The following is a 17,786-nucleotide window of genomic DNA, read 5'->3' on the forward strand; positions in this document are numbered from 1 at the left end:
ACCGACACAACGAGGGCCAGAGCGTGGAAGCGCTGAAACAGAAGATTCGCGACGAGGGCATCGTGCTCTCGGAACAGGTGCTGAAGGTCGATGCCTTCCTCAACCACCAGATCGATCCGCGCCTGATGCAGCAGATCGGCCACGAATTCGCCGAGCGCTTCCGCGGCCAAGGCATCACCAAGATCGTCACCATCGAAGCCTCGGGCATCGCCCCGGCGGTAATGGCCGGCCTCGAGCTGGGCATTCCGGTGATCTTCGCCCGCAAGTTCCAGTCGCTGACGCTGAAGAACGACCTGCTGATCTCCAAGGTGTTCTCCTTCACCAAGCAGACCGAAAGCACCATCGCCATTTCGGCCAAGCACTTGACCCGCGCCGACCACGTGCTGGTGATCGACGACTTCCTCGCCAACGGCCACGCCGCCAAGGCGCTGATCGACCTGATCAGCCAGGCCGGGGCGAGCATCGCCGGGCTCGGCATCGTCATCGAGAAGTCCTTCCAGGACGGCCGCGCGCTGCTGGAAAGCGAAGGCTACCGGGTCGAAGCGCTGGCCCGCGTGCAGTCGCTGGCCAACGGTCAGGTGACCTTCCGCGACTGACTCGCGCCGTCAACCAACGGGTAGGAGCGAATTCATTCGCGATCAAAGCGACGCGGCGTTGCCTGTCTTCGCGAATGAATTCGCTCCTACCCGCCCTGGCAAACGACCCGCTCAGGCCACCGCGGTGGCCTTCAGCCCGGCCAGCACCAGCTTCTGGTAGAGCTGCTCGCGCAGCCCGGCCGGTTGCCCCAGGCCCATACGCTGCAGGTGCGCGGCGTAGTCGGCCGGCTTGGGCAGGTCGAACAGCGTGGCGATGCCCAGTTCGAAGATCTCGCTCAAGCGCAGCTTGCTCTTCAGCCAGCGCAGCGCGCGCAGCAGGTCCTGCTCCTCAGCGGTGAAATCGCAGCCCAGCGGGTACTCGCGGAACAGTTGCGGGTGTTCGCCCTGCACCACCAGCAGGCGCCACGGCGTGTTGTCGCGGTACGCCGGCTCCAGCACGAAATCGCGCGGCAGCTTGCCGGCAGCCTGGGCCTGGGCCAGCAGTTCGTCCTGGAAGCGCGAGTCGGCGATGCGCAGCAGCGCGGCGATCACCTCGCTGTCGTTCTTGCCGCGCAGGTCGGCGATACCGTACTCGGTCACCACGATGTCGCGCAGGTGGCGCGGAATGGTCGCGTGGCCGTACTCCCAGACGATGTTCGAGCTGACCTCGCCGCCGCTCTCGCGCCAGCTGCGCAGCAGGGTGATGGCCCGCGCGCCGTGCAGCTCGTGGGCCTGGGCGACGAAGTCGTACTGCCCGCCGACGCCGCTGAGCACCCGGCCGCCCTGCACCTGGTCGGCGACGCTGGCGCCGAGCAGGGTCACCGTGAAGGCGCTGTTGATGAAACGCGCGTCGCGGCGCTGGCGGCGCTTGAGCGGCTCGTCGCCGTACAGGCGGTTGATGTAGCTGATCGCGGTCATGCCGATCTGCCCGCGCTGGCCGAGGTCCATCTCGCGCAGCCGCGCATAGAACGCCAGCGGGCCCAGGAAGAAGCCGCCATGCGCCAGCACCCCGCCGCGCGCGCAGCCGAGACTGGCCTGCAGCGCCGGCTGGTCGAGGCGCGCCGGGATGCGGCTGCCGTCGCCGAGCAGCAGGCGTTCGCCGTCGAAGCGGATGCCCGCGTCGAGCAGGCCGTGTTCCTGCAACCAGGCCAGGGTGGCGCCGTCGAGCAGTTGCGGCAGGCCGCCGTCGAGCAGCGCCTGGGCGCTGCGTGGCCGCCCTTCGGCGTCCAGCGCGCCGCTGTCGGCCAGCGCCTGCAGGCGCAGGTCGGGGTACACCGCGCGGCGCAGCACGCCGCCGTCGAGCAGCTTGAGCAGGCCGTGGACGAACATCTCGCTGCAGCCGTACAGCCCGGCGCTGAACGGCTCGAGGCCACCCTCGCGGTCGATCAGCGCGCCCCAGCGCGCCGGCCCCTGCAGCTCGTCGAGCACCGCGCGGTAGGCGGCGTTGTCCGCCTGCCTGGCGAGCAGCGCGGCGCTCAGCGCATCGCCGAGCGAGCCGATACCGATCTGCAGGGTGCCGCCGTCGCGCACCAGCGCGCTGGCGTACAGGCCGATGGCGTGGTCCTGGGCGTTGACCGGCATCTGCGGGGTGGAGAACAGCTGGCTGTGGTCGGCCGGCTCGATGAGCAGGTCGAACAGCGTCTCGTCGACCTCGGCGGCACCGGGCATGTACGGCAGGCCGTCATGCAGCACCCCGACGCACAGCGGCATGCGCCCGGCGGCACGTGCGGCGGCCAGCAGGTCGAGGGTGATGTCCGGGTTGCAGCTCAGGCTCAGCCGCCCCGGCCGCTCGGGGTCGCGGGCGACCAGCTGGGCGATCAGGTTGACCTCCTTGCGCAGCAGGTCGCCGGCCACCTGGCTGTAGTTGAGGCTGATGTAGCGCTGCTGGGCCAGGTCGTTGTTCAGCTGGCTGCCCGGCTGCAGGTAGAACTCCTCGACCCGCACGTGCTCGGGCAACTCGCCGCAGTCGAGGTCGTCGAGGTAGTCGAGCTCCGGGTAGTCGCCGTACACCCGGCTGAAGAACGGCCCCATGAAACGCTGCTCCAGCTCGTTGCCGGGGCGCGGGCGGCCGAGGCTGAGCGCGGTGTAGATGGTCAGCGGGCGCTCGGGCAGCTCCTTGATCCGCCGGTACAGGGCGTTGACGAAATGGTTGGGTTTGCCGAGGCCGAGCGGCAGACCGAGGCGGATCGGGCCGTCGATGCGGGCGAGGACCTGTTCGACTGCGGCTTCGAGCGTACTGACGGGCACCGGCGATCTCCTGGGCAGCCACTTGCCGCATTGGACCCCGCCGACGGCGCTTTGCTCCCCGATCGCCAAAAACGACGAAGCCGCCCGGAGGCGGCTTCGTCACAGCAAGCGGATGTCTTACAGACCGGACATCTTCTTGATGGTGGCCTTCAGCTCGTCATCCGAGCAGTCGGCGCAGGTGCCCTTCGGCGGCATCGCGTTGACGCCGGAGATGGCCTTGGCCAGCAGACCGTCGAGGCCGCCCTGCTCGCTGGCGCGCTTCTTCCAGTCGGCGCTGTCGCCAATCTTCGGCGCACCCAGCACACCGGCGGTGTGGCAGGCGCCGCAATGGCCGGCGATGATCGAATCCGGCGTCTTGGCGCCGCCACCGGCCGCCGCAGCGACAGGCTCGATGCCCTTACATTCTTGGCCTTGCACGCAGACTTCGCCGACCGGCTTGATACGCGCGGCGATCTCGTCGTTGGTCGCGGCCTGGACGTTCACAGCCCACAGCGCCAGGACGGCAGCTTGAGCCGCCAGCATTTTATTAATCAGGTTCACGGTACACCCTCATCGTGGCTAGTTGGCCCGCGGCCACGGTTTCGCGAGCGGGCGCAAGTATAACTGCAAGGTCCGCCGGCCGGAACAATCCTTGTTGTCGCAGGCCGGCGCCACATCCCGGCCTTAGAAGTTGGCCGGTGTGGTGGCGCTGATCAGACGCGCCGGCAGATCGAACGGATTGCGGAAGCGGTGCGGCTTGCTGCTCTCGAAGTAGTAGCTGTCGCCCGGCTCGAGGATGAACACCTCGTTGCCGACGGTCAGCTCGAGACGCCCTTCGACCAGCAGGCCAGCCTCCTCGCCATCGTGCGCATACATCTCGTCACCGGTATCGGTGCCCGCCGGGTAGATCTCGTCGAGGAAGGCGATGGCCCGGCTCGGATGCGCCTTGCCGACCAGCTTCATGGTGATCGCGCCGCTGCAGATATCGGTCAGTTCCGAGGCCCGGTAGACCACCTGGGTCTGGTTGTCCTGCTCCAGGTCGAGGGAGAAGAACTCGACCAGCGACATGGGGATGCCGCCCAGCACCTTCTTCAGCGAACTGATGGAAGGGCTGACGCTGTTCTTCTCGATCATGGAGATGGTGCTGTTGGTGACGCCCGCCCGCTTGGCGAGTTCACGCTGGGAAAGGCCTTTGAGCTTGCGAATGGATTGCAGTCGAACACCGACGTCCAATGGCTGGATCCTCCGTGGGATCTGGTTGTGATTGTCGGCGTATCATCGCAACAGCGTTCAGTATTTACAACACACCATTCATCAGCGAACGGAAAGGCCCCGCCCGGCGGGGCTCCAGGCGTTCAGCCGGAGCCGGCGGCGGCGCACTGATCGATTTCCTGATCACCCTTTAGGAGTAGCTGAGCGGCACCCGGCGCAGGTTGCAGAAGATCTGGTAGGGGATGGTGCCGGCCTGCGCCGCCACCTCGCTGGCCAGCACCTGCTTGCCCCACAGCTCGACGCGGCTACCCAGGCCGGCCTGCGGCAGGTCGCTGAGGTCGACGGTGAGCATGTCCATCGACACCCGGCCGATGATCCGCGCCAGCTGGCCATCGATCGCCACCGGCGTACCGGTCGGCGCGTGGCGCGGGTAGCCGTCGGCATAGCCCATGGCGACCACGCCGACGCGGGTCGGCCGCTCGCTGATGAAGCGCGCGCCGTAGCCGACCGGCTCACCGGCCGGCAGCTCGCGCACGCTGATCACCTTGGATTGCAGGGTCATCACCGGCTGCAGCTGGGCGGCCAGCGCCTGTGCCTGTTCGAACGGGCTGGCGCCGTAGAGCATGATGCCGGGGCGCACCCAGTCGCTGGGCATGTTCGGCCAGCCGAGCACGGCCGGCGAGTTGCGCAGGCTGATCTCGGCGTCGAGACCGGCGCGCGCCTGCTCGAACACCGCCAGCTGTTCCTCGCTGCGCGGGCAATCCAGTTCGTCGGCGCGGGCGAAGTGGCTCATCAGTACGATGCGCGCGACCTTGCCGCTGGCTTGCAGGCCGCGGTAGGCGGCGGCGTAGTCCTCGGGGTGCAGACCGACGCGGTGCATGCCCGAGTCAAGCTTCAGCCACACGGTCAGCGGCTTGCGCAGCGGCGCCTGGAGCAGCGCCTCGACCTGCCACAGCGAGTGCAGCACGCACCACAGGTCGTGTTGCTCGATCAGCTCCAGTTCGCTGGCTTCGAAGAACCCCTCGAGCAGCAGGATCGGCCGGCGGATGCCGGCGGCGCGCAGTTGCAGCGCCTCCTCGATGCAGGCCACGGCGAAGCCGTCGGCCTCGCCCTGCAGCGCCTCGGCGCAGCGCACCGCGCCGTGCCCGTAGGCATCCGCCTTGACCACGGCCAGGGCTTTGGCGCCGGACACTTCGCGGGCCAGGCGGTAGTTGTGGCGCAGGGCGTTGAGGTCGATCAGGGCACGAGCTGGACGCATGGCGAGGGCTTCTTCGGGAATAAAAAGACCCGGCGCGGACGCCGGGTTAGAGCAGGGTTCAGTTGGCCGCGGCGATGATGCAGATTTCCACCAGCACCTCGGGCTTGTACAGGCGTGCCTCGACGCAGGCGCGCGGCGGCGCGTTGCCGGCGGCGACCCAGGCGTCCCACTCGGCGTTGAGGCCGTCGTAGTGGGTGGCGATGTCCTTCAGGTAGATGGTCGCCGAGAGGATGCGCGACTTGTCGCTGCCGGCCTCGGCCAGCATGCGGTCGATGTTGGCCAGGGTTTCGCGGGTCTGCTGGCGGATGTCGCCAGTCAGGTCGTCAGCCAGCTGGCCAGCGAGGTAGACGGTGCCGTTGTGGATCGCCGCCTCGCTGTAACGGGTTTCAATGTGCAGGCGCTGGATGGCCATGAGCCGGGCTCTCCTTGCTGTCGCCGTAACGGAAGATGTCCAGGCCTTCGGCGCTGATCTGCGGACGCTTGCGCGCCATCAGGTCGGCGAGGAAACGGCCGGAGCCGCAGGCCATGGTCCAGCCCAGGGTACCGTGGCCGGTGTTGAGGAACAGGTTGCGGAACGGCGTGGCGCCAACGATCGGCGTGCCGTCCGGAGTGGCCGGACGCAGGCCGGTCCAGAACTCGGCCTGGCTCAGGTCGCCGCCTTCCGGGTAGAGGTCGTTGGTGATCATTTCCAGGGTCGCCCGACGCTTCGGATTGAGGCTCAGGTCGAAACCGGCGATCTCCGCCATGCCGCCGACGCGGATGCGGTTGTCGAAACGGGTGATGGCGACCTTGTAGGTCTCGTCGAGGATCGTCGAGTTCGGCGCCATGGCCGCATTGGTGATCGGCACGGTCAGCGAGTAGCCCTTCAGCGGATAGACCGGGGCCTTGATGCCCAGCGGCTTGAGCAGCTGCGGCGAGTAGCTGCCGAGCGCCAGCACGTAACGGTCGGCTGTTTCCAGCTTGCCGTCGATCCACACGCCGTTGATGCGGTCACCGGCGTGGTCGAGGCGCTGGATGTTCTGCCCGAAACGGAACTCGACGCCGAGGTCCTTGGCCATCTGCGCCAGCTTGGTGGTGAACAGCTGGCAGTCGCCGGTCTGGTCGTTGGGCAGGCGCAGGGCGCCGGCAAGCTTGTCGGCGACGTTGGCCAGGGCCGGTTCGGCGCGCACGATGCCGGCGCGATCGAGCACTTCATAGGCGACCCCGGAGCGTTCCAGCACGGCGATGTCCTTGGCCGCGGCATCCAGTTGCGCCTGGGTACGGAACAGCTGGGTGGTGCCGAGCTGGCGGCCTTCGTAACCGATGCCGGTCTCCGCGCGCAGTTCGTCGAGGCAGTCGCGGCTGTACTCGGACAGGCGCACCATGCGCTCCTTGTTCACCGCGTAGCGGGACGCGGTGCAGTTGCGCAGCATCTGCGCCATCCACAGGTACTGGTCGAGGTCGGCGGTGGCCTTGATGGCCAGCGGTGCGTGCTGCTGCAGCAGCCACTTGATGGCTTTCAGCGGCACGCCCGGGGCGGCCCATGGCGAGGCGTAGCCGGGCGAGACCTGGCCGGCGTTGGCGAAACTGGTTTCCAGGGCGGGACCGTTCTGCCGGTCGACTACCACCACTTCGAAACCGGCACGGGCCAGATAATAGGCACTGGCGGTACCAATCACGCCGCTGCCGAGCACCATTACACGCATGTTTGTCTCCTCGCCGCGAGTAAACGCTGACGTTTGTTATATTGAGCGTAGATGCGCGCAGTATATGGAGCGCTAGCCAGTGCTTTTCACTATAGTTACACCTATATTTGGAGAGAATTCTCGGCAACCACGCATTTCACGGAGTGGCATTCACCATGCGTACCCAGCATCAATCCCGTCGCGAGCTGGACAAGATCGACCGGAATATTTTACGGATCCTGCAGGAGGATGGCCGCCTGTCCTTCACCGAGCTGGGTGAGCGCGTCGGCCTGTCGACCACGCCATGCACCGAGCGCGTGCGGCGCCTGGAGCGCGAAGGGATCATCATGGGCTACTCGGCGCGCCTCAATCCGCAGCACCTCAAGGCCAGCCTGCTGGTGTTCGTCGAGATCAGCCTGGACTACAAGTCCGGCGACACCTTCGAGGAGTTCCGCCGCGCGGTGCTCAAGTTGCCGCACGTGCTGGAGTGCCACCTGGTGTCCGGCGACTTCGACTACCTGGTGAAGGCGCGCATCAACGAGATGGCCAGCTACCGCAAGCTGCTCGGAGACATCCTGCTCAAGCTGCCGCATGTGCGCGAATCGAAGTCGTACATCGTCATGGAGGAGGTCAAGGAGTCGCTGGCGCTGCCGGTGCCGGAGTAAGCCCGGCTACTAGCCCTGACGCCTGACCCGAGGCGTCAGACCAGCACCTGCCGGGTCGTGGCGATCAGGCGGTGCACCTGCTCCTCGACATGCGCCTCGATCGGCGTCTTCGGACCCTGGCCGCGCGGGCACGGCAGGCGCGGCGTGGTGCCGAACAGCCGGCAGATCAGCGGGCGCTGGTCATACACCTGGCAGCCCTGCGGGCCGAGGTGCACGCAGTTCCACTCGGCCAGCGCGGCCTCGTGCTCGGCCGCACTCTTCACCGGCAGACGGGCCATTTCCTCGGACGAGGCGGTCACCGGGCCACAGCAATCGTGGCAGCCAGGCACGCAGGCGAAGCCCGGAATCTGGCGGCGCAGGTGATCGATCTTGCGGTCGGTGCAGCTCATCGGCGGCTCCTGGAGAAATCGCCGGCAGCTTACTGCAAGGCCGCCCCGCAGTCCGCCGCGCGCGACGAATGCGGCTTTTTTCCCCGCCCCCCTTGGCGCTTTGCCGGAGCCGCGCTTATTCTGCGTTGAATTTTCCAAACACCACACTCAGGATTTCGCACATGAACGCCCGCGTTCGCCAGCCCGTGCACAGCGCCGACCACGCCGCCTCCTACTACGCCGCCAGCGTCAATCGCCAACTCGATTTTCCGCCGCTGGGCGGCGAGGTGCAGGCCGACGTGTGCATCATCGGCGGCGGCTTTTCCGGCCTGAACACCGCCATCGAGCTGGCCGAACGCGGCTTCAGCGTGGCGCTGCTGGAAGCGCACCGGATCGGTTGGGGCGCCAGCGGGCGTAATGGCGGGCAGCTGATCCGCGGCGTCGGCCACGACCTCGACCAGTTCGCCGGGGTGCTCGGCAGCGATGGCGTGCGCGAACTCAAGCTGCTCGGCCTGGAGGCGGTGGAGCTGGTGCGGCGGCGCATCGAACACTTCGCCATCGATTGCGACCTGACCTGGGGTTACTGCGACCTGGCCAACACCGCCAAGGATTTCGCCAGCTTCCTCGACGACCGCGAGGAGCTGCGCGAGCTCGGCTACCGCCACGAACTGCGCGTGGTGCGCCCGGACGAGATGCACCAGGTGGTCGGCTCCGACCGCTACGTCGGCGGCCTGATCGACATGGGCTCGGGGCACCTGCACCCGCTCAACCTGGCGCTCGGCGAAGCGGCCGCGGCACAGGCACTCGGCGTGCGGCTATTCGAGCACTCGCCGGTGACGCGCATCGACTACGGCGCCGAAGTGCGCGTGCACAGCACGCAGGGCACGGTGCGTGCCAAGCACCTGGTAATCGCCTGCAACGCCTACCTCAACGACCTCAACCCGGAGCTGGGCGGCAAGGTGCTGCCGGCCGGCAGCTACGTGATCGCCACCGAGCCGCTCAGCCTGGCCCAGGCGCGCACGCTAATCCCGCAGAACATGGCGCTGTGCGACCAGCGCGTGGCGCTCGATTACTATCGCCTGTCCGCCGACCGCCGCCTGCTGTTCGGCGGTGCCTGCCACTACTCAGGGCGCGACCCGGCGGACATCGCCGCCTATATGCGGCCGAAGATGCTCGCGGTGTTCCCGCAGCTGGCCAACACGCGCATCGACTTCCAGTGGGGCGGGATGATCGGCATCGGTGCCAACCGCCTACCGCAGATCGGCCGACTGCACGCGCAGCCTAACGTCTACTACGCGCAGGCCTACGCCGGGCACGGCCTGAACGCCACCCACCTGGCCGGCCGGCTGCTCGCCGAAGCAATCGCCGGGCAGGAAAGCCGCGGTTTCGACCTGTTCGCCCAGGTGCCGCACCTGACCTTCCCCGGCGGCAAGCTGCTGCGTTCGCCGCTGCTCGCCCTGGGCATGCTCTGGTACCGGCTGAAGGAGCGCTTCGGCAGCGGCGGCGCACTGTAGGCGCTGAATCTTTCCCCCGCCGCTGCGCTCCAATGACTAGGTAGTCCTACCCCGGAGGCCGCGGTGGCCCTGCGCATCCTGCTGATCCTGGCGCTGTTCCTGAGCGGCTGCGCCACCGCCCCGCCGCGGCAGACCAGCCAGGCCTTCCCGCCGGCGGCCTCGAGCTTCGGCCGCGACATCGAGGCGCGCGCCGCGCAGCACCCCGGGCACTCCGGCTTCCGCCTGCTGCCGTCGAGCAACGAGGCGTTCGCCGCGCGCCTGGAGCTGATCCGCGCCGCGCAGAGCAGCCTCGACCTGCAGTACTACATCGTCCATGACGGCCTTAGCACCCGCCTGCTGTTCAACGAGCTTCTGCGTGCCGCCGACCGCGGCGTGCGCGTGCGCCTGCTGCTCGACGACACCAGCAGCGACGGCAAGGATCGCGAGATCGCCCTGCTCACCGCCCACCCGAACATCCAGGTGCGGGTCTTCAACCCGCTGCAGCTCGGCCGCAGCACCGGGGTGACCCGCGTACTGGGGCGCACCCTCAACCTCAACCAGCAGCACCGGCGCATGCACAACAAGCTGTGGCTGGCCGACAGCAGCGCGGCGATCGTCGGTGGGCGCAACCTCGGCGACGAGTACTTCGATGCCGAACCGACGCGCAACTTCACCGACATCGACTTGCTCGCCGTCGGCCCGGCGGCCAACGACCTCGGCCACAGCTTCGACCAGTACTGGAACAGCCGGCTCAGCCAGCCGATTCAGCAGTTCGTCTGGCGCCAGCCGAATCGCCGCGACCTGGAAATCGCCCGCGGCGAGCTGCGCGCCTACCTGGCCGAGGCACGCAGCGACCAGCGGCCGCTCTATGAGCGGCTGTTCAAGGCCCAGGAACGTCCGCAGCTGTACCGCTGGCTGGGCGAGCTGATCTGGGCGCCGAGCCAGGTGCTGTGGGACGCGCCGAGCAAGGTGCTGGCCAGCGGCGAACCGTCCGCCGCGCTGCTGCTGACCAGCCAGCTGCAGCCGGTGCTGGACGGCGTGCAGCACGAGCTGATCATGATCTCGGCGTACTTCGTGCCGGCCGCCGAGGGCATGGACTACCTGATCGGCAAGGCCGACCAGGGCGTGCACATCCGCCTGTTGACCAACTCGCTGGAGGCCACCGACGTGCCGCCGGTGCATGGCGGCTATGCGCCGTACCGGCCGCGCCTGCTCGAGCACGGCGTGCGGCTGTTCGAGATGCGCAGCCTGGCCGACGGCAACGGCCAGGGCACGCGCAGCCGCGGCAGTGCGCCGTACAGCCTGAGCGGCACCTCGGAATCCAGCTTGCACAGCAAGGCGATCGTGTTCGACCGCCGGCAGGTGTTCATCGGCTCGTTCAACTTCGACCCGCGCTCGGTGCTGTGGAACACCGAAGTCGGCGTACTGATCGACAGCCCGCAGCTCAGCGAGTACGTGCGCCAGCTGGCCCTCGAAGGCATGCAGCCGGCGCTCAGCTACGAGGTGCGCCTACAGGGCGACGGCAGCCGCCGGCAGCTGGTCTGGCTCAGCGAGGAAGACGGCCAGCCGCGCACCCTGACCCAGGAACCGGGCAGCCGCTGGCGGCACTTCAACGCCTGGGTCGCCGAGCGCATCGGCCTGGAGCGCATGCTCTAGCGCTAGCTGGACGCCGGATTGCCGGCCAGCGGCGTGGCGAACGCGTCGCGCCGCCAGGCAAGGATCACGAAGCCCAGCGCGCCGGCAGCCATCAGCAACGGCAGCGCGTGGCTGCTCAGCCACTGGCTGGCGGCGCCGGTGAACAGCGGCCCGATCAGGCAGCCGGCGCCCCACAGCTGGGCGACGTGGGCGTTGGCACGGACCAGCGCGTCGTCGCGGTAGCGCTCGCCGATGAGGATCAGCGCCAGGGTGAACAGCCCGCCGGCGCTGGCGCCGAACAGCACCAGCAGCGGCCAGGCCAGCGGCGTGTGCAGCAGCAGCGGCATGCCCAGGCTGGACAACAGCAGCACCACCCCGCAGACGCGGAACAGCGTGGTCCGCGACACCCGGTCGGCGAGCCAGCCGATCGGCAACTGCAGCAGCGCATCGCCGACCACCACCACGCTGACCAGGGTCAACGCCAGGCTTTCGCTGAAGCCCTCGCGCAGCAGGTAGATCGGCAGCAGGGTGAGGATCATCGCCTCGAACGCGGCGAACAGGGTGACCGCCCAGGCGATCGCCGGCAGGTTGCGGCAGAAGCCCCACAAGCCGCGTCCGGAGGCGCTGTGCGCATCGACCCGTGGCGCGCCGCTGCGCCCCAGGAGGACCAGCGAGCCGCCGATCAGCAGCGCGGTGCCGCACCAGAAGCCGAGGTCGGTGGCGCTGCCGAGCAAGCCGAGCAGCAGCGGCCCGGCCAGCTGGCTGAGCGCATAGCCGGTGCCGTACAGCGCCACCAGGCGGCCGCGCCACTGTTCGACGGCGAGCTGGTTGATCCAGCTTTCGCCGAGGATGAACACCACGGTCAGGGCGATGCCGATCACCAGGCGCAGCACCAGCCACAGCGGGTAGCTGGGCAGCACGGCGAGCAGCGCCACCGACACCGCGCTGAACAGCAGGCAGGCCTGCATCAGCCGGGTGGTGCCGAGGCGCGCCGCCCAGCGTCCGGCGACCAGCGCGCCGAGCAGCACGCCAAGCGCCGGAGTGGCGGCCATCACACCGATGGCGAAGCTGCCGTAGCCCCAGCTTTCCAGGCGCAGCGAGACCAGCGGCATGGTCACCCCGAGGGCCAGGCCGATGCTGATCACCGCCGCGCACACGGCGAAATAGGTGCCCCAACGCATGACGTGCTCCTTGCAATGCAAAACGGCCGGGCTCCCCTCAGGGAAACCCGGCCGCAGGTGTGGCTCGCGACGAGCCGGCCCCGAAGGGCGGACCTTGATTACAACGCTATCCGGCCTAACCTCGACCGAATCCACCACCCATCCAGAGCTTCGGGACTAAGGCCAGGCGAGGCGCCCCGCAGCTTAAGCGCAGCGTACTGCAGTACGTGAGCATTAAAGCGAGGACGCAACGCAGCATGGCCGACGGCCCGGAGGTCGCCCAAAATTATTACAGCTTGATCCAGGTCGCCTTGATCTCGGTGTACTTGTCGAAGGCATGCAGCGACTTGTCGCGGCCGTTGCCAGACTGCTTGTAGCCACCGAACGGCGCGGTCATGTCGCCGCCGTCGTACTGGTTGACCCACATGCTGCCGACGCGCAGCGCCTTGGCGGCGAGGTGCGCCTTGGACAGGTTGCTGGTCCAGATCGCCGCGGCCAGGCCGTAGATGCTGTCGTTGGCGATGGCGATGGCTTCCTCGGTGGTGTCGAACGGAATCACCGTCAGCACCGGGCCGAAGATCTCTTCCTGGGCGATACGCATCTTGTTGTGCGCGTCGTCGAAGATGGTCGGCTCGACGTACACCCCGCCAGTTTCCTCCAGCGCGCGCTTGCCGCCGCAGAGCAGCTTGGCCTGATCGGCGTGGCCGGCCTCGATGTAGGCCAGCACGGAGTTCAGGTGACCCTGGTCGACCAAGGCGCCGACCTGGGTGTCCGGGTCCAGCGCGTGGCCGACCTTCCAGCCCTTCAGCGCCTCGACCACCATCGGCATGAACTGCTCCTTGATCGAACGCTCGACCAGCAGGCGCGAGCCGGCGGTGCACATCTCGCCCTGGTTGAAGCAGATCGCCATGGCCGCGGCCTCGGCGGCTTCCTTGAGGTCCGGCGCGTCGGCGAAGACGATGTTGGCGCTCTTGCCGCCGGCTTCCAGCCAGACGCGTTTCATGTTCGATTCGCCGGCGTAGATCATCAGCTGCTTGGCGATCTTGGTCGAGCCGGTGAACACCAGGGTGTCGACGTCCATGTGCAGGGCCAGGGCCTTGCCCACGGTGTGACCATAGCCCGGCAGGACGTTGAGCACGCCGGCCGGAATGCCCGCCTCGAGGGCCAACTGGGCCATGCGGATGGCGGTCAGCGGCGACTTCTCGGACGGTTTGACGATCACCGAGTTGCCGGTGGCCAGCGCTGGGCCGAGCTTCCAGGCGGTCATGATCATCGGGAAGTTCCACGGCACGATGGCGGCGACCACGCCGACCGGCTCGCGGGTCACCAGGCCCAGTTCGTCATGCGGGGTGGCCGCCACTTCGTCGTAGATCTTGTCGATCGCCTCGCCGCTCCAGCGGATCGCCCGCGACGCACCGGCCACGTCGACGCTCAGCGAGAAGCCGATCGGCTTGCCCATGTCGAGGGTTTCCAGCAGCGCCAGCTCCTCGGCGTGCGCGTCGAGCAGGTCGGCGAAGCGGATCATGGTCTGCTTGCGCTCGACCGGCTTGAGCTTCGACCACACGCCCGACTCGAAGGTGGCGCGCGCGTCGGCCACGGCCAGTTCGGCGTCGGCGGCATCGCAGCTGGCGACCAGGCCGAGCAGGCGCCCGTCGACCGGGCTGACGCACTCGAAGGTGGCGCCACTGGCCGCGTCGCGGCTGGCGCCGTGAATCACGGCACGACCGTCGATCTGCAGGTTGCGGGCGCGCTGTTCCCAGTCGGCACGGGTCAGGGTGGTCATCGGGGCATCCTCTTATTGGGTGGCGAGCGGGGCAACTGTCGCCCGCGCGCGCTGGCCGCAAGGCCGGTTAAGCGAAGTGCGACAACACTAAACCGCGGCCGAGGCATTTTCAATATTTTTGACAGTAGCGGGGTAAACACCCTTGTCTTGTGTGTTTTATTAAACATAGACTGCGGCCATCCGGGCCCCCTGCCCTGCCACCAATGACGTCGTCTTGCCATGAACATTGAACAGATCGTCGATTTCGCCAGCGCCACCACGGCCGCCGAACACTACCGCCCCGCCGCGGAAAAGGTCCTCAAGGGCGACCCCGAGCAGAGTGTGCGCAACCACTATTCCAGCCCCTGCGGCCAGTTCAGCAGCGGCATCTGGGAAGGTGCGGTCGGCCAATGGACGGTCAACTACACCGAGCACGAGTACTGCGAGATTCTCCAGGGCGTGTCGGTGCTGCGCGACGCTCAGGGCACGGCGAAGACCCTGCGCACCGGCGACCGCTTCGTGATTCCCGCCGGCTTCAGCGGCACCTGGGAAGTGCTCGAGCCGTGCCGCAAGGTCTACGTGATGTTCGAGCAGGCCAAGGCCTGAGCCCCGCTTACTCTCTGCGTGACTTCGGCCCGCCCTGTGCGGGCTTTTTCTTGCCTGCGCGGGGCAAATCGCGGGCAAAAAAAACCCGCCGGAGAGGCGGGTCTTTTTTGCAAGGTGCCGATCAATTACTTGATCTTGGCTTCCTTGTAGATCACGTGCTTACGGATGGTCGGATCAAATTTCTTGATCTCGATCTTGTCCGGGGTGGTGCGCTTGTTCTTGTCGGTGGTGTAGAAGTGGCCGGTACCGGCGCTGGACACCAAACGGATCAGTTCACGCATGATTAGCTCCTTAAACCTTTTCGCCGCGAGCGCGCAGCTCGGCCAGCACGACATCAATACCACGCTTGTCGATGATGCGCATGCCCTTGGCGGTCAGACGCAGACGAACGAAGCGCTTCTCGGACTCGACCCAGAAACGGTGATGTTGCAGGTTCGGCAGGAAACGACGACGGGTTTTGTTGTTGGCGTGGGAAACGTTGTTCCCGGTTACCGGACCCTTACCGGTAACTTGACAGACTCTCGACATACCTCAGCCCTCTAAACCTCATGCCCAACCCGGCATGGGTTGGCCGCTTAAACTCAATGTTCAATGGCGCTCAGCGCCGCGTTTCTCGGGGGTCTTACCGGCCGCTTGAACCGGGCCCCTAGAAAAGAGCGCTGCTTTATACCAGAAAGCCCCCCATGCAACAAGGATAACCACACACGGAAAACTGGCGGCGCGCAGCGCCCTGCACTGCTGCCGGGCTTGCGGCGCGGCAACCGCTCGTCGGCCGGCGCCGTTGTCCCGCGCCGGCGCATGGTCTAGGGTAAGCCCTTTGCCCGCTCGTCTGCCGTTCAGGAGTCCTCCATGCGCCTCGCCGCCCTGCCCCTGCTGTTCGCTCCGCTCCTGGCCCAGGCCGCCACCCTCAGCGTGTGCACGGAGGCCAGCCCGGAGGGCTTCGACGTGGTGCAGTACAACTCGCTGACCACCACCAACGCCTCGGCTGACGTGCTGATGAACCGCCTGGTCGACTTCGACGCCACCAGCGGCCAGCTGACGCCGAGCCTGGCGGACAGTTGGGCGGTGTCCAGCGACGGCCTGAGCTACAGCTTCAAGCTGCATCCGGGGGTGAAGTTCCACCACACCGAGTGGTTCACCCCCAGTCGCGAACTGAACGCCGACGATGTGCTGTTCAGCCTGCAGCGCATGCTCGACCCGGCGCACCCCTGGCACAAGACGGCCGCCAACAGTTACCCGCACGCCCAGTCGATGCAGCTGGCCAGCCTGATCCGCCAGGTCGAGGCACCTGACCCGCTGAGTGTGCGAATCACCCTGGCGCATCCCGACGCGACCTTCCTCGCCACCCTGAGCATGGGCTTCGCCTCCATCTATTCCGCCGAGTACGCCGAGCAGCTGCTCAAGGCCGGTACGCCGCAGCTGCTCAACAGCCAGCCGATCGGCACCGGGCCGTTCGTGTTCAAGCGCTTCCAGAAGGATGCGCTGGTGCGCTACGTCGCCAACCCCGAGTACTTCGCCGGCGCGCCGGCGGTCGACGCGCTGGTGTTCGCCATCACCCCGGACGCCAACGTGCGCCTGCAGAAGCTGCGCCGCGGCGAGTGCCATATCGCCCTGTCGCCGAAGCCGCTGGACGTGCGCGCCGCCGCCCAGGACCCCAGCCTGCAGGTGCTCAGCACCCCGGCATTCATGACTGCCTTCGTCGCCCTCAACAGCCAGCACGCGCCGCTCGACAAGCCGGAAGTGCGCCAAGCGATCAACCTGGCGTTCGACAAGGCCAGCTACCTCAAGGCGGTGTTCGAGGACGGCGCCACCGCCGCCAACGGCCCCTACCCGCCGAACACCTGGAGCTATGCCAGCGCGCTGCCCGGCTACGCCCACGACCCGGCGCAGGCCCGCGCACTGCTGGCCAAGGCCGGGCTGGCCGAGGGTTTCAAGACCACCATCTGGACGCGCCCGTCGAGCAGCCTGCTCAACCCCAACCCGAGCCTCGGCGCGCAGCTGCTGCAGGCCGACCTCGGCGAAGTCGGCATCCAGGCGGAGATCCGCGTGATCGAATGGGGCGAGCTGATCCGCCGCGCCAAGGCCGGCGAGCACGACCTGCTGTTCATGGGCTGGGCCGGCGACAACGGCGACCCGGACAACTTCCTCACCCCGCAGTTCTCCTGCGCCGCCGTGCAGTCGGGGACCAACTTCGCGCGCTACTGCGCCAAGGATCTCGACCAGCTGATCAGCGCCGGCAAGCGCAGCGCCAGTCAGGACGAGCGCAGCCGCCTATATAAGGAAGCGCAGGCGCTGATCCAGCAGCAGGCGTTGTGGCTGCCGCTGGCCCATCCGCAGGCCAGCGTGCTGGCGCGCAAGCAGATCAGCGGCTACCAGGTCAGCCCGTTCGGCCGCCAGGACTTCGCCAAGGTCAGCCTGCAGCGCTGACTCACATCCAGCCGCGCTCGGCCATCGACAGCGGCTCGCCGTCGCCGACGATGAAATGGTCGATGACCCGCACATCGACCAGCGCCAGGGCGTCCTTCAGACGCTGGGTCAGCACTCGGTCGGCCTGGCTCGGCTCGGCGACCCCGGAGGGATGGTTGTGGGTCAGGATCAGCGCCGCCGCGTTGTGCGCCAGGGCGCGCTTGACCACCTGGCGCGGGTACACGCTGGCGCCGTCCACGGTGCCTTGGAACAGCACCTCGAAGGCCAGCACGCGGTGCTTGCTGTCGAGAAACAGGCAGGCAAACACCTCGTGCGGCTCGTGGCGCAAACGGGCCTTCAGGTAGTCGCGCACCGCCTGCGGGCTTTCCAGCGCCGAGTCGCGGCGCAGCCGCTCGGCCAGGTGCCGGCGGGCCATCTCCAGCACCGCCTGCAGCTGGGCGAACTTCGCCGGGCCGAGCCCCAGGTGCGCGCTGAACGCCGCCAGATCGGCCTCCAGCAGGCCGCGCAGGCTGCCGAACTCGCCGAGCAACTGGCGCGCCAGGTCGACCGCGCTGCGCCCGGCGACGCCGGTACGCAGGAAGATCGCCAGCAGCTCGGCATCGCTCAATACCGCGGCGCCCTGGGCCAATAATTTCTCCCGCGGACGCTCGGCCGCGGGCCAGTCGCGAATGCTCATTTCCCCTCCTTGGTGACAGAGCCGGCCCGCTGCTCCAGTGCGGGCGCTGTGCTATCGTA

General features: G+C 67.7%; 18 protein-coding genes. 6 read left to right on the forward strand and 12 right to left on the reverse strand.

Annotation, left to right across the window (positions count from 1 at the left end; all coding sequences use genetic code 11):
• Window positions 1-23 precede the first annotated feature (23 nt).
• Window positions 24-596, forward strand: coding sequence for a xanthine phosphoribosyltransferase (locus tag JQX08_RS21455; RefSeq protein ID WP_205350490.1), 573 nt, complete (start codon window positions 24-26; stop codon window positions 594-596).
• 111 nt (window positions 597-707) lie between these two features.
• Here JQX08_RS21455 and JQX08_RS21460 read toward each other — a convergent pair whose 3' ends face one another.
• From JQX08_RS21460 to dadA, 6 genes are all read right to left on the reverse strand, one after another.
• Window positions 708-2,822 (reverse strand): acetyl-CoA hydrolase/transferase C-terminal domain-containing protein, encoded by a 2,115-nt coding sequence (locus tag JQX08_RS21460; RefSeq protein WP_346727636.1) that lies wholly within the window; start codon window positions 2,820-2,822, stop codon window positions 708-710.
• Window positions 2,823-2,939: 117 nt separating this feature from the next.
• Window positions 2,940-3,362, reverse strand: a complete 423-nt coding sequence (locus JQX08_RS21465) for a c-type cytochrome (RefSeq protein WP_205350491.1) — start codon at window positions 3,360-3,362, stop codon at window positions 2,940-2,942.
• A 123-nt stretch (window positions 3,363-3,485) separates the two neighbouring features.
• Window positions 3,486-4,034 (reverse strand): cupin domain-containing protein, encoded by a 549-nt coding sequence (locus tag JQX08_RS21470; protein ID WP_205350492.1) that lies wholly within the window; start codon window positions 4,032-4,034, stop codon window positions 3,486-3,488.
• A gap of 169 nt (window positions 4,035-4,203) precedes the next feature.
• A complete protein-coding gene (gene alr, locus JQX08_RS21475) occupies window positions 4,204-5,271 on the reverse strand; it encodes an alanine racemase (RefSeq protein ID WP_205350493.1) in 1,068 nt (355 codons plus the stop codon).
• Window positions 5,272-5,329: 58 nt separating this feature from the next.
• Window positions 5,330-5,683: a RidA family protein gene (locus tag JQX08_RS21480; protein ID WP_205350494.1), complete on the reverse strand. Its 354-nt coding sequence runs from the start codon at window positions 5,681-5,683 to the stop codon at window positions 5,330-5,332.
• Window positions 5,658-6,956: a D-amino acid dehydrogenase gene (gene dadA / locus JQX08_RS21485; RefSeq protein ID WP_205350495.1), complete on the reverse strand. Its 1,299-nt coding sequence runs from the start codon at window positions 6,954-6,956 to the stop codon at window positions 5,658-5,660. Before dadA ends, JQX08_RS21480 begins: the two co-directional genes overlap by 26 nt.
• Window positions 6,957-7,111: 155 nt before the next feature.
• Between dadA and dadR the strand changes: the two genes are divergently transcribed.
• A complete protein-coding gene (gene dadR / locus JQX08_RS21490; protein WP_205350496.1) occupies window positions 7,112-7,600 on the forward strand; it encodes a transcriptional regulator DadR in 489 nt (162 codons plus the stop codon).
• Window positions 7,601-7,635: 35 nt separating this feature from the next.
• Here dadR and JQX08_RS21495 read toward each other — a convergent pair whose 3' ends face one another.
• Window positions 7,636-7,989: a YkgJ family cysteine cluster protein gene (locus JQX08_RS21495; RefSeq protein WP_205350497.1), complete on the reverse strand. Its 354-nt coding sequence runs from the start codon at window positions 7,987-7,989 to the stop codon at window positions 7,636-7,638.
• A gap of 161 nt (window positions 7,990-8,150) precedes the next feature.
• Here JQX08_RS21495 and JQX08_RS21500 point away from each other — a divergent pair, with 161 nt between their 5' ends.
• Window positions 8,151-9,482: an NAD(P)/FAD-dependent oxidoreductase gene (locus JQX08_RS21500; RefSeq protein WP_205350498.1), complete on the forward strand. Its 1,332-nt coding sequence runs from the start codon at window positions 8,151-8,153 to the stop codon at window positions 9,480-9,482.
• 63 nt (window positions 9,483-9,545) lie between these two features.
• Window positions 9,546-11,117: a phospholipase D-like domain-containing protein gene (locus JQX08_RS21505; protein ID WP_205350499.1), complete on the forward strand. Its 1,572-nt coding sequence runs from the start codon at window positions 9,546-9,548 to the stop codon at window positions 11,115-11,117.
• Between the two features lie 2 nt (window positions 11,118-11,119).
• Here JQX08_RS21505 and JQX08_RS21510 read toward each other — a convergent pair whose 3' ends face one another.
• Window positions 11,120-12,277 (reverse strand): MFS transporter, encoded by a 1,158-nt coding sequence (locus tag JQX08_RS21510; RefSeq protein ID WP_205350500.1) that lies wholly within the window; start codon window positions 12,275-12,277, stop codon window positions 11,120-11,122.
• Between the two features lie 268 nt (window positions 12,278-12,545).
• Window positions 12,546-14,039 carry an aldehyde dehydrogenase gene (locus JQX08_RS21515; RefSeq protein WP_205350501.1) on the reverse strand — a complete coding sequence of 498 codons (1,494 nt, stop codon included), beginning with the start codon at window positions 14,037-14,039 and terminating at the stop codon, window positions 12,546-12,548.
• Between the two features lie 219 nt (window positions 14,040-14,258).
• On the opposite strand from JQX08_RS21515, the gene JQX08_RS21520 reads away from it, so the two are divergent.
• Entirely contained in the window at window positions 14,259-14,624 is a 366-nt protein-coding gene (locus JQX08_RS21520; protein ID WP_205350502.1) for a cupin domain-containing protein, read from the forward strand.
• Between the two features lie 125 nt (window positions 14,625-14,749).
• Here the strand turns inward: JQX08_RS21520 and rpmG are convergent, their stop codons facing one another.
• A complete protein-coding gene (gene rpmG / locus JQX08_RS21525) occupies window positions 14,750-14,905 on the reverse strand; it encodes a 50S ribosomal protein L33 (protein ID WP_160077807.1) in 156 nt (51 codons plus the stop codon).
• A 10-nt stretch (window positions 14,906-14,915) separates the two neighbouring features.
• Window positions 14,916-15,152, reverse strand: a complete 237-nt coding sequence (gene rpmB / locus JQX08_RS21530; RefSeq protein WP_205350503.1) for a 50S ribosomal protein L28 — start codon at window positions 15,150-15,152, stop codon at window positions 14,916-14,918.
• Between the two features lie 321 nt (window positions 15,153-15,473).
• On the opposite strand from rpmB, the gene JQX08_RS21535 reads away from it, so the two are divergent.
• Entirely contained in the window at window positions 15,474-17,051 is a 1,578-nt protein-coding gene (locus tag JQX08_RS21535) for an ABC transporter substrate-binding protein (RefSeq protein ID WP_205350504.1), read from the forward strand.
• Between the two features lies 1 nt (window position 17,052).
• On the opposite strand, the gene radC is transcribed toward JQX08_RS21535, so the two are convergent.
• Entirely contained in the window at window positions 17,053-17,727 is a 675-nt protein-coding gene (gene radC / locus JQX08_RS21540) for a RadC family protein (RefSeq protein ID WP_205350505.1), read from the reverse strand.
• Window positions 17,728-17,786: the final 59 nt, after the last annotated feature.

The organism is Zestomonas insulae (genome assembly GCF_016901015.1).
Taxonomy (GTDB): Bacteria; Pseudomonadota; Gammaproteobacteria; order Pseudomonadales; family Pseudomonadaceae; genus Aquipseudomonas; species Aquipseudomonas insulae.

Bases quoted from the DNA above. Each gene is read 5' to 3' on its own strand.
- dadR (WP_205350496.1), top strand. From the start codon at position 7,112: ATGCGTACCCAGCATCAATCCCGTCGCGAGCTGGACAAGATCGACCGG.
- JQX08_RS21510 (WP_205350500.1), bottom strand. From the start codon at position 12,277: ATGCGTTGGGGCACCTATTTCGCCGTGTGCGCGGCGGTGATCAGCATC.
- JQX08_RS21515 (WP_205350501.1), bottom strand. From the start codon at position 14,039: ATGACCACCCTGACCCGTGCCGACTGGGAACAGCGCGCCCGCAACCTG.
- dadA (WP_205350495.1), bottom strand. From the start codon at position 6,956: ATGCGTGTAATGGTGCTCGGCAGCGGCGTGATTGGTACCGCCAGTGCC.
- JQX08_RS21500 (WP_205350498.1), top strand. From the start codon at position 8,151: ATGAACGCCCGCGTTCGCCAGCCCGTGCACAGCGCCGACCACGCCGCC.
- JQX08_RS21495 (WP_205350497.1), bottom strand. From the start codon at position 7,989: ATGAGCTGCACCGACCGCAAGATCGATCACCTGCGCCGCCAGATTCCG.
- JQX08_RS21520 (WP_205350502.1), top strand. From the start codon at position 14,259: ATGAACATTGAACAGATCGTCGATTTCGCCAGCGCCACCACGGCCGCC.
- alr (WP_205350493.1), bottom strand. From the start codon at position 5,271: ATGCGTCCAGCTCGTGCCCTGATCGACCTCAACGCCCTGCGCCACAAC.
- rpmB (WP_205350503.1), bottom strand. From the start codon at position 15,152: ATGTCGAGAGTCTGTCAAGTTACCGGTAAGGGTCCGGTAACCGGGAAC.
- JQX08_RS21535 (WP_205350504.1), top strand. From the start codon at position 15,474: ATGCGCCTCGCCGCCCTGCCCCTGCTGTTCGCTCCGCTCCTGGCCCAG.
- JQX08_RS21480 (WP_205350494.1), bottom strand. From the start codon at position 5,683: ATGGCCATCCAGCGCCTGCACATTGAAACCCGTTACAGCGAGGCGGCG.
- radC (WP_205350505.1), bottom strand. From the start codon at position 17,727: ATGAGCATTCGCGACTGGCCCGCGGCCGAGCGTCCGCGGGAGAAATTA.
- rpmG (WP_160077807.1), bottom strand. From the start codon at position 14,905: ATGCGTGAACTGATCCGTTTGGTGTCCAGCGCCGGTACCGGCCACTTC.